13 protein-coding genes and 7 pseudogenes are annotated in these 12,943 nt (G+C 70.3%); 13 read left to right on the forward strand and 7 right to left on the reverse strand.

What is annotated here, in order from left to right; translation table 11 throughout:
• Nucleotides 1-33: 33 nt before the first annotated feature.
• Nucleotides 34-961, reverse strand: a pseudogene (locus QQK48_RS10045) (HAD family hydrolase).
• A gap of 52 nt (nt 962-1,013) precedes the next feature.
• Here QQK48_RS10045 and QQK48_RS10050 point away from each other — a divergent pair.
• The 10 genes and pseudogenes from QQK48_RS10050 (at nt 1,014) to QQK48_RS10090 (ending at nt 7,820) form a co-directional block, all read left to right on the forward strand.
• Nucleotides 1,014-1,253 (forward strand): glutaredoxin family protein, encoded by a 240-nt coding sequence (locus QQK48_RS10050; protein WP_284328370.1) that lies wholly within the window; start codon nt 1,014-1,016, stop codon nt 1,251-1,253.
• A 44-nt stretch (nt 1,254-1,297) separates the two neighbouring features.
• Nucleotides 1,298-1,917 (forward strand): annotated as a pseudogene (locus QQK48_RS10055) (histidine phosphatase family protein).
• A complete protein-coding gene (locus QQK48_RS19855; protein ID WP_348523580.1) occupies nt 1,914-2,795 on the forward strand; it encodes a redoxin family protein in 882 nt (293 codons plus the stop codon). Before QQK48_RS10055 ends, QQK48_RS19855 begins: the two are co-directional and overlap by 4 nt.
• Nucleotides 2,796-3,142: 347 nt before the next feature.
• Nucleotides 3,143-4,015, forward strand: coding sequence for a cytochrome c biogenesis ResB family protein (locus QQK48_RS10070; protein ID WP_348523581.1), 873 nt, complete (start codon nt 3,143-3,145; stop codon nt 4,013-4,015).
• 42 nt (nt 4,016-4,057) lie between these two features.
• Nucleotides 4,058-4,768, forward strand: a pseudogene (locus QQK48_RS10075) (cytochrome c biogenesis ResB family protein); the annotation flags it as partial.
• Nucleotides 4,769-4,938: 170 nt separating this feature from the next.
• On the forward strand, nt 4,939-5,892 hold the full coding sequence (gene ccsB, locus QQK48_RS10080; protein ID WP_284328371.1) for a c-type cytochrome biogenesis protein CcsB: 954 nt from the start codon (nt 4,939-4,941) through the stop codon (nt 5,890-5,892).
• Nucleotides 5,893-5,897: 5 nt separating this feature from the next.
• A complete protein-coding gene (locus tag QQK48_RS10085) occupies nt 5,898-7,067 on the forward strand; it encodes a glycosyltransferase family 4 protein (protein ID WP_284328372.1) in 1,170 nt (389 codons plus the stop codon).
• Between the two features lie 10 nt (nt 7,068-7,077).
• Nucleotides 7,078-7,335 (forward strand): annotated as a pseudogene (locus tag QQK48_RS21715) (SIS domain-containing protein); the annotation flags it as partial.
• Nucleotides 7,256-7,483, forward strand: a pseudogene (locus tag QQK48_RS21720) (hypothetical protein); the annotation flags it as partial. The pseudogenes QQK48_RS21715 and QQK48_RS21720, both read left to right, overlap by 80 nt.
• Before the next feature lie 118 nt (nt 7,484-7,601).
• On the forward strand, nt 7,602-7,820 hold the full coding sequence (locus tag QQK48_RS10090; protein ID WP_284328373.1) for a phosphoheptose isomerase family protein: 219 nt from the start codon (nt 7,602-7,604) through the stop codon (nt 7,818-7,820).
• A gap of 5 nt (nt 7,821-7,825) precedes the next feature.
• Here QQK48_RS10090 and QQK48_RS10095 read toward each other — a convergent pair whose 3' ends face one another.
• Complete coding sequence (locus QQK48_RS10095; RefSeq protein WP_284328374.1) at nt 7,826-8,101, reverse strand: PLDc N-terminal domain-containing protein; 276 nt, start codon at nt 8,099-8,101, stop codon at nt 7,826-7,828.
• Nucleotides 8,102-8,197: 96 nt separating this feature from the next.
• Here QQK48_RS10095 and QQK48_RS10100 point away from each other — a divergent pair, with 96 nt between their 5' ends.
• A complete protein-coding gene (locus QQK48_RS10100) occupies nt 8,198-8,509 on the forward strand; it encodes a DUF4229 domain-containing protein (RefSeq protein ID WP_284328375.1) in 312 nt (103 codons plus the stop codon).
• On the opposite strand, the gene QQK48_RS10105 is transcribed toward QQK48_RS10100, so the two are convergent.
• From QQK48_RS10105 to QQK48_RS21725, 4 genes and pseudogenes are all read right to left on the reverse strand, one after another.
• A complete protein-coding gene (locus tag QQK48_RS10105) occupies nt 8,500-8,775 on the reverse strand; it encodes a hypothetical protein (RefSeq protein ID WP_284328376.1) in 276 nt (91 codons plus the stop codon). The two genes, QQK48_RS10100 and QQK48_RS10105, sit on opposite strands and share 10 nt — an antisense overlap.
• Before the next feature lie 5 nt (nt 8,776-8,780).
• Entirely contained in the window at nt 8,781-9,650 is an 870-nt protein-coding gene (locus QQK48_RS10110) for a 1,4-dihydroxy-2-naphthoate polyprenyltransferase (RefSeq protein ID WP_284328377.1), read from the reverse strand.
• Nucleotides 9,647-10,084, reverse strand: coding sequence for an AMP-binding enzyme (locus QQK48_RS10115; RefSeq protein ID WP_284328378.1), 438 nt, complete (start codon nt 10,082-10,084; stop codon nt 9,647-9,649). The genes QQK48_RS10110 and QQK48_RS10115 overlap by 4 nt, the downstream gene beginning before the upstream one ends.
• A gap of 97 nt (nt 10,085-10,181) precedes the next feature.
• Nucleotides 10,182-10,532 (reverse strand): annotated as a pseudogene (locus QQK48_RS21725) (AMP-dependent synthetase); the annotation flags it as partial.
• Between QQK48_RS21725 and QQK48_RS10120 the strand changes: the two are divergent.
• Together QQK48_RS10120 and QQK48_RS10125 are read left to right on the forward strand one after the other, a co-directional pair.
• Nucleotides 10,441-10,680, forward strand: a complete 240-nt coding sequence (locus tag QQK48_RS10120) for a hypothetical protein (protein WP_284328379.1) — start codon at nt 10,441-10,443, stop codon at nt 10,678-10,680. The pseudogene QQK48_RS21725 and the gene QQK48_RS10120 overlap by 92 nt on opposite strands.
• 22 nt (nt 10,681-10,702) lie before the next feature.
• On the forward strand, nt 10,703-11,791 hold the full coding sequence (locus QQK48_RS10125) for a DUF3048 domain-containing protein (RefSeq protein WP_284328380.1): 1,089 nt from the start codon (nt 10,703-10,705) through the stop codon (nt 11,789-11,791).
• A gap of 124 nt (nt 11,792-11,915) precedes the next feature.
• Here QQK48_RS10125 and QQK48_RS10130 read toward each other — a convergent pair.
• A pseudogene (locus QQK48_RS10130) lies at nt 11,916-12,849 on the reverse strand (1,4-dihydroxy-2-naphthoyl-CoA synthase).
• Between the last annotated feature and the right edge of the window lie 94 nt (nt 12,850-12,943).

Genomic DNA, 12,943 nt, shown 5'->3' on the forward strand with positions numbered 1-12,943 from the left:
GGGTCACGCCCGGCCGCACGTCACGCGCCCGTGTCACCTTCGGTGACGCGGGCGTTTGTGCATCCGGCCGATGCCGCCGTGGCGCCAGCGCGCCCCACCCTTAGAGCCTTGTGCGCCCGATCGTCGGCGACCACCTCGGGGTCGCGCCTGGACAGCCCGATCGCGGCCCTGCCCGCCGCGCGCGCGCCGCGTCCCACGGCCATGGTCGTCCACACCGCCCCGGCACCGGTGGCGCGCACGATGCCGCGCCTGCCGTCGCCTCTCCTGCCGCGGAAGTCCTCGGTGGCCCAGCCGCGTTCCTTCGCGAGGCGGCGCAGGCTTCGCATCGGGGTTGATGGCACACGGGTGACCGACGGCGGCGAGCATCGGCCCGTCGTGGATCGAGTCGCCATAGGCGGCGCTCGCGGACAGGTCGAGCCCGCGCTCCTCGGCCAGGACCTGGATGGCATCGGCCTTCGCCTGATCGTGGAGCATCGAGCCCACGAGCCTTGCCGGTGTAGAACCCGTCGACGTTCTCCGCGACGGTGCCCAGCGCGCCGGTGACGCCCAGGCGGGAGGCAATGATCGAGCCCACCTCCTGTGGGGTGGCGGTGACGAACCAGACCTCGTGGCCCTGCTCCAGGTGCGAGTCGATCAGCGCGCGCGTCCCGGGGAAGATTCTGAGGGCGAGGATCTCGTCGTAGACCTCCTCGCCGATGGCGATCATCTCCGCCACCGACCAGCCCTTGATGATCCCGAGCGCCTCATCGCGCACGTCGTCAATCTGCTGCTTGGACTCGCCGAGCATCGTGTACTTGGCCTGTTCCCACGCGAAGTGCAGGACGTCGCGCTTGCGGAAGAAGCCGTGCCGTTTGAGGCCGCGGGCGATGTGATAGGCGGAGGCGCCTCTGATCACGGTGTTATCGACGTCGAAGAATGCGGCCGCCGTGGCGGCGCGCGGAGTCGGCGTCTGTGGGGCCATCACCGTCCCACTCTAGCGAGGCCCCGCTTCGGCGCACCCGTATCCTGGCCAGATGCCCGCGCGCGTCGTCCTCTACACCCGCCCCGGCTGCCACCTGTGTGACGAGGCCCGGCCCGTGGTGGCGTCCGTGTGCGGCCGCTCCGTGGCCTGGGAGGAGGTCGATATTTCGGCCGATGCCGCCCTCACCGAGCGCTACGGAGAACAGATCCCGGTGGTCACCGTCGATGAGGCGGTGGTGGGGTTCTGGCGTATCGACCCCGCGCGGGTCAAGGCGGCGCTGAAGCGCCGCTGATGGGGGTTTTCGCGCACGCGTGCGGGTAAGCGACAATAGGCCCCATGCCCGTCGTTCATCTTCTGCGCCACGGCCATGTCCACAACCCGGACAAGGTGCTCTACGGGCGCCTGCCCGACTTCCGGCTGTCCGATGCCGGTCAGGCCATGGCACGGGCCGTCGCCGATGACCTGACGGCCCGTAGTGTGCCGGTGACGCGCGTGGTCGCTTCGCCCCTCCTGCGCGCCCAGCAGACGGCGCAGCCCATCGCCGACGCGTACGGGCTGGAGATCGCCACGGATGAGCGCCTCATCGAGGCACTCAACGCCTACGAGGGCACGGTGCTGCAGTCCGGCGCGAAGGACTTCCTGCACCCCCGCAACTGGTGGCTGCTGCGCAACCCTGGAAGCCGTCGTGGGGTGAGCCGTATACCGAGCAGCGGGACCGCATGTGGGCCGCGATCCGCGATGCGGCCGCCGCCAACCCCGACGGCGACACCGTCATGGTCAGCCACCAGCTGCCCATCTGGGTGGCGCGCATGGAGTTCGAGAAGCGCCGCTTCCTGCACGACCCGCGCTCGCGCCAGTGTGGCCTTGCCTCCCTGACGAGCTTCGATTTCCGTGACGGCGAGCCCGTCGCCATGTCCTACGCGGAACCGGCCGCGCACATCGAGGTGCCCAAGTGAAGCGGTCCGCGCGCTACGTGGTGATCGCCGCCATCCTCATCGCCGTGGTCCTGTGGCTCGCGGGCTGCGCCCCCGGTGACGCGACCGAGTCGCCCGGTTACGTCTCCGGCGACGGCACCGTCACCGAGTGGGCCGCTGGAGAGCGTGGCGAGCCCATGGCGCTGACCGGCACGTCGTTTGAGGGCGACGCCGTGGACCTCGAGGACTTCCGCGGCCAGGTGGTCCTCATCAACACCTGGTACGCCTCGTGCCCGCCGTGCCGCGCGGAGGCGCCCGAACTCGTGACCCTCGACGAGCGCGATGACGTGCAACTCATCGGCGTGAACTCCAGGGACGATGCCGCCACCGCCGAGGCCTTCCAGCGCACCTTCTCGGTGGCGTACCCCAGCATCGACGACTCCGACGGCAAGGCCACCGCCCAGGCTCCAGGGCCTTGTGGCCATCAATGCCGTCCCCACCACCCTGGTGGTCGACACCGAGGGTCGCGTCGCCGCGCGCGTGGTGGGCCGCGTCGAGCCCTCGACCTTGGAGTCGCTCGTGGATGCGGCGGCAGCCGAGGCCGCTTCGTGATCGTCGCCTCGAGCCTTGCGGGCCAGGTCCTGACCGGTTCGCTGCTGGCGGCGATCCCCATCGCCATCCTCGCGGGACTCGTGAGTTTCGCGTCCCCCTGTGTGGTCCCTCTCGTGCCCGGTTACCTGGGCTACGTCTCGGGCATGGCGGGAACCGGCGGCACGGGGAAGGCGAACAAGCCCAAGGCTCATCCTTGGCGTGCTGCTCTTCATCGCCGGGTTCACGGCGGTGTTCGTCCTGTTCGGCATCGTGTTCTCCGCGGCCGGAGCCCAGTTCAAGGAACAGGCTCGACATCATCACGCGCGTGATGGGAGTGCTCGTCATCCTGCTGGGACTCGCATTCATGGGCGCCGTCCCTTTCCTGCAAAACGAGCGTCGCCTCCACGTCAGCCCCCGCGCTGGCCTCGCCGGCGCCCCCTGCTCGGTTTCGCGTTCGGCCTGGGCTGGACCCCGTGCATCGGCCCCACGCTGTCCACGGTGCTCGCCCTCAGCCTCAACGAGGGCACCGCCGCCAGGGGCGCCCTGCTCGCCGTCGCCTACTGCATCGGGTTGGGGCTGCCGTTCCTTGCGCTCGCCATCTGGTTTGAGCGCTCTGGGAAGATCCTGGGTTGGCTGCGGCGCCACCGCCGCGCGCTGCAGGCTCATCGGCGGCTCCATGCTTGTGATTCTCGGCGTCATGCTCGTCACGGGCCTGTGGGCCAACCTCACTTCCCAGGCTCCAGGGCTGGATCGACGGATTCTGGGTGGCGATCTGATGGCCCGCGTGAAGCTCGACAACTACGCGTACCGCGACGTGCCGCGCCTGGGATTCACCGGGTGGTTGCGGTGGATCTGGCGTCAGGTGACGTCGATGCGGGTGGCGTTGATCCTGCTGCTTCTGCTGGCGATCGCCGCGATCCCCGGATCCGTGCTGCCGCAGTGGCCGCAGAGCGCGACTGACACCCAGGCGTTCATCAACGACAACTCGTTCTGGGGCCCGCTGCTCGACAGCCTCGGCTTTCTCGACGTGTTCGGGTCCGCCTGGTTCACGGCCATTTACCTGCTGCTGTTCGCGTCGCTGATCGGCTGCATCATCCCGCGCGTCGCCGTCTACTGGCGTGAGCCTGCGCGCCGAGGTGCCGCCCACCCCCAGCCGTCTCGACCGCTACGCGCCCGTGAGCGAGTCCAGCCCCTGAGCCCGGCCGATGCCGTCGCCGCCGCCCGTACCGAACTCACCGGCCGTGGTCCCGCGCCGTGGCGGTGGCTGGTGGGGCATCGGGTGCGCGTCGACGAGCGCACGGAGGCAGATGGCACCGCCGTCCTGGCGCTGTCCGCGCACCGCGGTCACCTTCGCGAGCCTCGGCAACCTCATTTTTCACCTGTCGCTCGTGGGCATCCTGCTGTCCGTCGCGGCCGGTTCGCTCCTCACGTATCGCGGCCAGGCCCTCATCGTCGAGGGTGGCGAGCTTCACCAACGCGGTCGTGGCGTATGACACGTACTCGGCGGGGCCGCTGTTCAGCGAGGATGACCTCGAGCCGTGGATTCTGACGCTCGACGAGTTGGACGCGCAGTTCGACGAGGCGACGGGGCGCCCCACGAGCCTTCACGGCGTTCGCGACGCTCACCGAGCCGGGTCGGGAACCCCGTCAGGTTGAGGCGCAGGTGAACCGGCCCATCCAGGTCGAGGGAGCCAAGATCTACCTGCAGGGCAACGGTTACGCGCCGTCGTTCACCATCACCGACTCGGCGGGCAACGTGGCCTTCGAGGGTGCGGTCCCATTTATCCCGCAGGACGACGTGTACACCTCGACCGGTGTGATCAAGGTTCCCGACGTCACCGACGGCGAGCAATTCGGCTTCAAGGGCACGTTGCTGCCCAGCGCGGTGGGCGAGGGGGCGGACGCCGTCTCGGTGTTCCCCGATGCCACGAACCCCGTGCTGCTGCTGCAGATGTACACCGGCGACCTTGGCCTCGACGACGGCGTGCCGCAGAACGTCTACACGCTCGATGAAAGCCAGGCTCAGCCCGGTGCGTGACGACAACGGCGACGTGGCGCTGATCGAGATCACCCCCGGTCAGACGGTCGAGCACCGAACGACCTGGGCACGCTGACGTGGAACGACCTTCCGCGCTACGCGGCGTTCGACCTTCGCCGCGACCCGTCGCTGCCGTGGCTGTTCGCGTTCGCGGTCGCATCGCTGATCGGGCTGGGCACCAGCCTCTTCGCCCCGCGCAGGCGCGTGTGGGTCACGGTTCCCGTGGCCGATGCCGCGGGCGGCGCGGCTACAGTGGTGACGGCGGCCGTGTGGTCGCCCCCGCACGACACGGGGGCGCGTTTCGAGCGAGCGCGCGCTCGCCGCAGCGACGGGGAGGCCCCGTCCCGCCTCGATCCCCCCGGAGGACGACGAATGAACGCCCAGTCACTGAGTGGCTCGCGCTGTGGGGCGCTACCGCGCTCTACGCGATCGCCATGGTTGCCTCGTCGATGCATCTGGCGAAGGTGGCCGACGCGAAACTGGCCGCGAAGAAGCAGCGCGCGCTGGTGGCTGCGGGAGCCGGCTCGGATGGCGCCGACGCGGCGCCCGCGCCTGCCTTCCGGCGAGCGGACGTGCATTCGAAGGCGCGCGGCATTGCCCGCGCCACGATGATCATGGGTGCGCTTTTCCAGGGCGTCGGCGTCGTGGCCCGTGGCATCGAGGCCGGGCACGTGCCGTGGTCCACGATGTACGAGTACACGATCACCGGTACCTGGGTGGCCGTCATGGTCTTCCTCATCGTCCAGTCGCGTCGCGACGTGTCGTATCTCGCGCCGGGTGTGACGGGCTTCGCCACGCTCGGTCTCGGCCTCGCGATGACGGTCCTGTACAACCAGTCCACCGGGCTGATGCCCGCCCTCCAGTCGTTCTGGCTGGTCATCCACGTGTCCATCGCGATCATCGCCACCGGCATCCTGACGGTCGGCGCGATCGCGACCGCGCTCCAACTGATGCGCGACTACCGTGACGAAAACATCGCAGCGGTACCCCCTCGCGGCATGCGCCGGGCCACCGTGCGCTGGCGCAACGCGAACGTGCGCATGCTCAAGCGTTGGACGTGGCTCGAGGCCGTGCCCGCGCCCGCGCGCCTGGAGGCCCTCGCGTTCCGCCTTCACGCCGTCGGCTTCGTGCTGTGGACCTTTACCGTGATGGCGGGCGCCGTGTGGGCCGAGCACGCGTGGGGCCGCTACTGGGGTTGGGACCCCAAGGAGGTCTGGTCGTTCGTCATCTGGGTGATCTACGCCGCCTACCTTCACGCCCGCACCACGCAGGGGTGGGCCGGACGCCGCAGCGCGGTGGTCGCCCTCATCGGCTTCGTGGCGCTGATCATGAACTTCACGGTGGTGAACCTGGTCTTCCAGGGCCTGCACACCTACTCGGGGACGTGACCTGAGTGAAGGTTGCGCTGGTCCTCGATGACTCGATCGACCGCCCGGACGGTGTGCAGCAGTACGTGCTGACGCTGGGCGCGTTCCTGGAGCGTGCCGGTCACGAGGTGCACTACGTGTGCTCGGACGCGACGCGCACCGACGTGACGGTGCACTCGCTGGCCCGCAACGTCGGCGTCACCTTCAACGGCAATGGGCTGCGCATCCCGTTGCCCACCTCGCGCGCCATGCTGCGGGAGTTTCTTGAGCGCGAACGCTACGACGTCATCCACGTCCAGATCCCGCATTCGCCGCTGTTCGCTGCGCGTGTGGTAGACGAGGCGCGGCGCGTGCAGGCACGCACGGTGCGCATTGTGGGGACGTTCCACATCCTCCCCGACGGTGCGGTGAGCGAGCACGGCACGCGTCTGCTCGGCCGATGGCTGCGCCGCAACCTGGCGAAGTTCGACGCGTTCTGCGCAGTCTCGCCGCCCGCGCGCGAGTTCGCCGGCCGCGCCTTCAGCATCGACCCGCGGGTCATTCCGTGCCCCGTGGATGTCACCCGCTTCGCACGCGAGGCGGCCGCTGCGACGCGCGCCCCGGGCGCCGATGGCCGCCTGGTGGTGGCCTTCCTTGGCCGCCTGGTGGAGCGCAAGGGGGCGGTCGAACTGATTGCCGCGCTCGCCGCGCTCGACCCGGTGGTGCTCGCGCGCATCGAGGTGCGCATCGGCGGCAAGGGACCGCTCATGGGGTCGCTCACCGAGACCGTCGCCCGCCACGGCCTGGATGACACGGTCACCTTCGCGGGCTTTGTGGCGGAGGAGGACAAGGCCGGCTTCTATGCCGACGCCGACATTGCCGTGTTCCCCGCCACGGGAGGCGAGAGCCTTCGGCATCGTCCTGGTGGAGGCGATGGCCTCCGGAGCAGGCGTGGTGCTCGCCGGCGCGAATCCCGGCTACCTGTCCGTCATCGGCGACCAGCCCCAGGTGAGCGTGGACGCCCGCAACGTGCGTGCATTCGCCGAGGCGCTCACGCTGCTCATCCAGTCGCCCGGGCTGCGAGCCTGATCTGCACGCTGAACAGGCGCAGCGGGTGCAGCGCTTCGACGTGGAGACCGTCGGCGCGCAGATTCTGGACCTGTACGGGATGTAGCGCGCCGTCGTCTGACGCGCGCGCTCGCGGCGCCCGCCGCTAGGGTCGAAGGCATGGACGCCTCCGACGCCGCTGCTGCCGCCTCACTCTCCGCCGATGGGGCGGGAGGACGGTATCTCTCGACCGTGGTGCGCACCCTGGAGGACGCGATCCGTGAGGAATCCGTGCGCCTGTCGCTGGCAGCCGAGGCCATCGCGGAGGCACTAGTCGCGGGCCGCACGCTGCACACGTTTGGCTCGGGGCACTCCAACCTGCTCAGCGAGGAGTTGTTCTACCGCGCGGGCGGCCTCAAGTCCGTGCGGCCCTTGTTCTTCGAGGGCCTCATGCTGCACGGCTCGAATCGCCTGGCCACGCAGGCGGAGCGGCTGCCAGGGCTCGCGGAGCAGCCTGCTCGACGACCACGGGCTGGAGGCGGGGGACGTCCTCATCGTCGGCTCGAACTCGGGCGGCAACGCCGTCTCGGTGGAGGCGGTACAAGTGGCGCGCGCCCGCGGCGTCCTCACCATCGCGGTCACGTCGGTGGCACACGCCACGTCGCCCGATGCCCGGCCCACACCCCATCCCAAGGCTTCACGAGGTGGCGGACATCGTGCTCGACAACCACGGGACCGTGGGCGACGCAGCCGTGCCCGTGGAGGCCGCGGGGACGCGCCTGGGCCCCACCTCGACCGTGGTGGGAACGGCGCTGCTCAACGCCGTGGTGGCCGAGGCGATCGAGAGGGCCGCACAGCGTGGCTGGACGCCCGACCTGTGGGTCTCGAGCGGCCTCGCCATCGGTGACGCCGCGAACGGGTAGGTCGCCTACCGCTGATCGCGACGGCGTCCCTGGTCACGCAGCCAGCGCAGGTAGTCGGGATCGTCGTCCGGGGCCCGCTGCGCCGGGGGAGCCGACGTGCCGTTGCCGCGCATCTGCAGCCCGATCCAGATCAGGGCGCCGATGTACGGGGCGAGGATGATGATCGCGATCCAGGCCGCGCGGTGCAGGCCCGCGTACGACTCCTGGCCCTTGTTGAGCACGTCGGTGACCGCGTAGGCGGTGAGGCCGACGTACAGGGCTGCCAGGACGAGGTACTTCATGTCTCTACTGTAGGCACGCGCGGCCCTGCCGTGGCATCGGCCGCAAGCACGATCGCGCGGCGCGAGGCGCCGCGAGGCCCGCGTACCCTAGTCCGCATGAAGATCCTTGCCTATTGGGGCGCCCGCACGGGCATTTTTCTCGCCGTGCTCGGAGTGCTGTACCTGGTGGGCTGGTTCGACGTGATCGCCTTCATCGCCGCCTTCATCGTGGCGTGGCTCATCTCCTACCTGGTGCTGCCGGGCATGCGCTACGAGGCGGGCAAGCAGATGGAGGGCGTGATCGACCGCTCCCAGAAGGGTCTGCGCAGCCTCGACGCGGAGGAGGACGCCGAGGCGGACACCGCCGCGACCACGAAGGAGGGCAAGGGCAACTGGCCCTACCCCGACAGCACCATCCGTCAGGACTGACGGGGCCGCTTCGCCTGCTCGCGCGCGACACGGCGCGCGAAGTGCGCGTCGGTGAACTGGTGCCACGCGCACGCCGTGAGTGCCAGCGTGAAGGCGCCGTAGAGCCACGGGTTGCCCTGGCCCGTCTGAATCGCCGCCAGCGTGAACAGCGCCTCGAAGGCCGTGAGCAGGACAAACACCGCGCCGAACACCACGTGACGTACGGGCTTGCCGTCGCGACCCCACCGCAGCCGGGCCCACACGATGCCCTCGTAGCGGACGGGCATCCCGCTCACAGCGCCAGCCCCAGACCGAGCAGGAGGCCGTAGGCCAGGCCGATGCCCGAGATGCCCTTGAAGATCAGCGGCATCGAGATCTTCTCCGCGCCCACGCGCATCGCAAACGCGATGAGGAGGCTGGGCAGCGCCACCACCGTGGCGATCAGCGCCCACGGGTGGACGAAGGCGACCACGACGGCGCAGACGACGGGCAGCAGGACCACGGACATGAACATGCGCCGCGCGCGCGCCTCGCCCACCCGCACCGGCAGCGTGCGCTTGCCCGCCACCGTGTCGGTCTCGATGTCTCGGATGTTGTTCACGAGCATGAGGGCCACGGAGTACAGGCCCACGCCCACGGAGGCCACCACGGCCCACCAGGTGATGCGCCCGGTCTGCGTGTACAGCGTGCCGAGCGTGGCGACGGGGCCGAAGAACACAAACGCGACCACCTCTCCCCATCCGGAGTAGCCGTATGGACGTGACGTCCCCGTGTAGCCCCACGCCGCGACGATGGCGATGGCGCCGACGATGAGTAGCCACCACGTGTCGGTCACCGCGACCAGGGCGAGGCCCGCGATCGCGGCCACGCCGAAGGCGAGGAACGCGGCGTTGCGCACCGCCGTGGGGGTGGCCTTGCCGGTCGCCACGAGGCGGTCGGGGCCCACGCGGTCCATATCGGTGCCGCGCACCCCGTCCGAATAGTCGTTCGCGTAGTTCACGGCGATCTGGATGGCGAGGCCGACGGCGAGGGCGAGCAGCGCGGGCAGGAAGCGGAAGCCGTCGAGCAGGACCGCCGCTCCCGTGCCGACCGCGACCGGGGAGATGGCGGTCCACAGGGTCCGCGGCCGGGCGCCTGCGACCCAATCCTGGGCGGTGGTCATGCGTGCTCCTCGAGGTCCGATGCCGCGGCGAGGTCTCGCGCGGCGCTCCGATCGATTTTGCCAGCCTCGGTGCGGGGCAGGGTGCGTACGCGCGCGAGGGCGCGCGGCAAGGCGTAGCGGGGAAGGGCGAGGCGGCCGCGCAGGGTGTCCAGCGCATCGGCGCCCTCGGGCACGAGCGCGACCAGCCGCTGTCCCCACTCGGGGTCGGGCAGCCCCACCACGATGGACTCGGCCACCCCCGCATCGGCCAAGGCGCGCTCGACGGCGGCCGGGTGGACGTTGTGGCCGCCGGTGATGATGACGTGGTCGGCGCGCCCGTGCACCGTGAGCCGCGCTCCGTCCCACTCGCCCAGGTCCGAGGTGCGGAACCAGCGGCCGGTGGCGTCCGTCACAAAGGCGGAGTTGTCGCCGTCGCGGTAGCCGTCCGCGAGCATCGGCCCCGCCAGGCTCGATGCGCCCGTCCTGGCCGATGCGCACCGCGACGCCGCTGAGCGGCATACCGTCGTAGACGCAGCCCCCGGACGTCTCCGTCATCCCGTACGTCTCCACCGCGTTGGCGGGCAGCACCATCCCCGGGGGTGCACCACCCACGAGGACCGCGTCGAACGACGCGAGGGCGTCCGCGGCCCGCGGATCGGCGAGGACCCGACGCACCTGCGTGGGTACCAGGGACACATAGCGGCGCCCCGGCGGGAGGGCCGACACGGCCGCGGCAAAGCCTGCCGCCGCGAAGGCGCCTGGTGGCATCGAGGCGACCTCGGCATCGGCCACCCGTGCCCTCGCCAGCACCATGGCGCCCGCGATCCTGTCGGCGGGCACCGCGAGCAGCCAGTGCCCACCACCGCCAAGGCGATCGAGGGTGGCGACGGCCGAGGCGCGCATCGCCGCCCCGCTGACCAACACCTCGCGGGGCTCGCCCGTGGAACCCGAGGTGCGCGCCGCGATGCCGGGCGCGGCGCCGTCGAGGGCATCGGCCACCGCCCGCCACGGGTCGTCGACGAGCCGCGCGAAGTTCATGCCCTCAGCCTAGGTGCCCCCCTACACTGGGCCGCATGAGGACCAGCCGCGCCCTGTCGCTTTCCGCCCTCGCCGTCGTCACCTCCCTGGTGGCGGCCGCGTGCTCCTCGCCCGATGTCGAGGAAGCGCCCGCCGTCACCGCGACGGCATCCCCCACACCCGTGGAGCGCACCGCAGTCCCCGCCGCCCCCGACGACGGCATCCCGGACGTGGTGTGGCCGCTCACCGGCGCGGACGCGACCAAGGCCGACGAGGCGGACCTCGCCCGCGCCGCGCTGTCCATCAAGATCGAGAACTCCGCCGACGCTCGCCCGCAGCAGAACGTCCAGAACGCGGACATCGTGTTCGAGGAGTACGTCGAGGCAGGCATCTCGCGCCTCATCGCGGTGTACCAGTCCGACGTCCCCGAGACGCTGGGCCCGGTCCGCTCCATGCGCCCGATGGACAAGAACATCATGGGCTCGATGGGTGGACCGCTGATCTTCTCCGGCGCTCAGGGCCGGTTCATCAACGCCACGCGCGACACCGGTCAGGAGATGATCGCGCAGGACACCGGCGGCTACGGCTTCTTCCGCACCTCGGACCGCAGCGCGCCGCACAACCTGTACGGGACGCCCGCCGACTTCTACGAGCAGACCGACGCGACCGCCCCCGACCAGCAGTTCGCCTACGCCTACGAGGGACAGACCTCCAACGTGGTGGACGAAGGCAAGAAGGTCTCCGCGATCGACATCTCGATGTCGCAGTACTCGCACCCGGGCTGGCGCTGGGACGCGGATGAGGCCTCGTGGATGCGTATCGAGGGTGGCGAGCCCCACACCCAGGACGACGGCACCCAGGTGAACGCCGAGAACGTGGTCATGCTGTGGGTCACCGTGAAGTACACCTCGTCGAGCGGCGGCTCGTCCGTTCCCGAGACGCTGGTCGCGGGCGAGTCCGGCACGGGCTATGTGGCCGCCGGTGACTCGATGGTCGAGGTCGAGTGGTCCAAGGCCGGACAGTTCGACCCGTTCGTCATCACCACGCCCGCTGGCGAGGATGTGGAACTGGTCCCCGGCAACACCTGGGTCGAGCTCATCCCCAACAAGGGCATCAGCAACGACACCTCAATCGACATCTCCTAATCCGTCAAATGGATCCATTTGGTGCGCCTAAGGCCCCAGATGAGACAAAATCCACCGCGGGGAGCGTGACGAGGGCCGATGCCCGGGGCGAGCGCCGTACGCGGCGCCGCCACGGCATCGGCCGTCAGAAGGCGTAGGGGAACCGCGTCCAGTCCGGGTCGCGGCGCTCCAGGAACGCGTCGCGACCCTCCTGGGCCTCGTCCGTCATGTACGCCATGCGGGTCGCCTCGCCAGCGAACACCTGCTGCCCGGCGAGGCCGTCGTCCGCGAGGTTAAACGCGAACTTCAACATCCGAATCGCCTGCGGTGACTTGGTCGCGATGACCTTGGCGTACTCCAGCGCAGTGGACTCGAGGTCCGCGTGCGGGACGGCCTCGTTGACGGCGCCCCAGCGCTCCGCATCCGCGGCCGAGTACTCGCGCGCCAGGAAGAAGATCTCGCGCGCTCGCTTGTCGCCCACCTGGCGCGCCAACAGCGCCGAGCCGTAGCCCGCGTCGAACGAGCCCACGTTCGCGTCCGTCTGCTTGAACCGGGCGTGCTCGAGCGACGCGATCGACAGGTCCGCGACCACGTGCAGCGAGTGCCCGCCGCCCGCCGCCCAGCCGTTCACGGCGGCGATGGTGACCTTAGGCATCGTCCGCATGAGGCGCTGCACCTCGAGGATGTGGAGGCGGCCGCCATGGGCGGGGGCGTCTGCTGCGGAGCCCTCGTACAGGTAGCCGTCACGGCCGCGAATGCGCTGGTCGCCGCCCGAGCAGAACGCCCACACGTCGTCCTTGGGGGCCGGGCCGTTGCCCGTGAGGATGACGGCGGCGACGTCGGCGGTCATGCGTGCATGGTCGAGAGCGCGGTACAGGCTCGTCGACGGTCTGCGGGCGGAAGGCGTTGCGCACCTCGGGGCGGTTGAACGCGATGCGCACCGCGGGCAGGTCGCGCTCCGTGTCGCCGTCGCGCGCCACCCAGCGGTGATACGTGATGTCGCCGTCGGGGAAACCGTCGATGGCCCGCCACTGCTGGGCGTCGAAGGTCGTGGAGACGGAGGCGGGAACGGAACTCATACGGTCAGCGTATCCGTGCGCCCCTCCGCATTTTGAACCGATCTGGGACCCGACACGCCGGCTGTGACGGGTGACAAGGGCCGATGCCCCGGCG

The organism is Demequina litorisediminis (assembly GCF_030161615.1).
Taxonomy (GTDB): Bacteria; Actinomycetota; Actinomycetes; order Actinomycetales; family Demequinaceae; genus Demequina; species Demequina litorisediminis.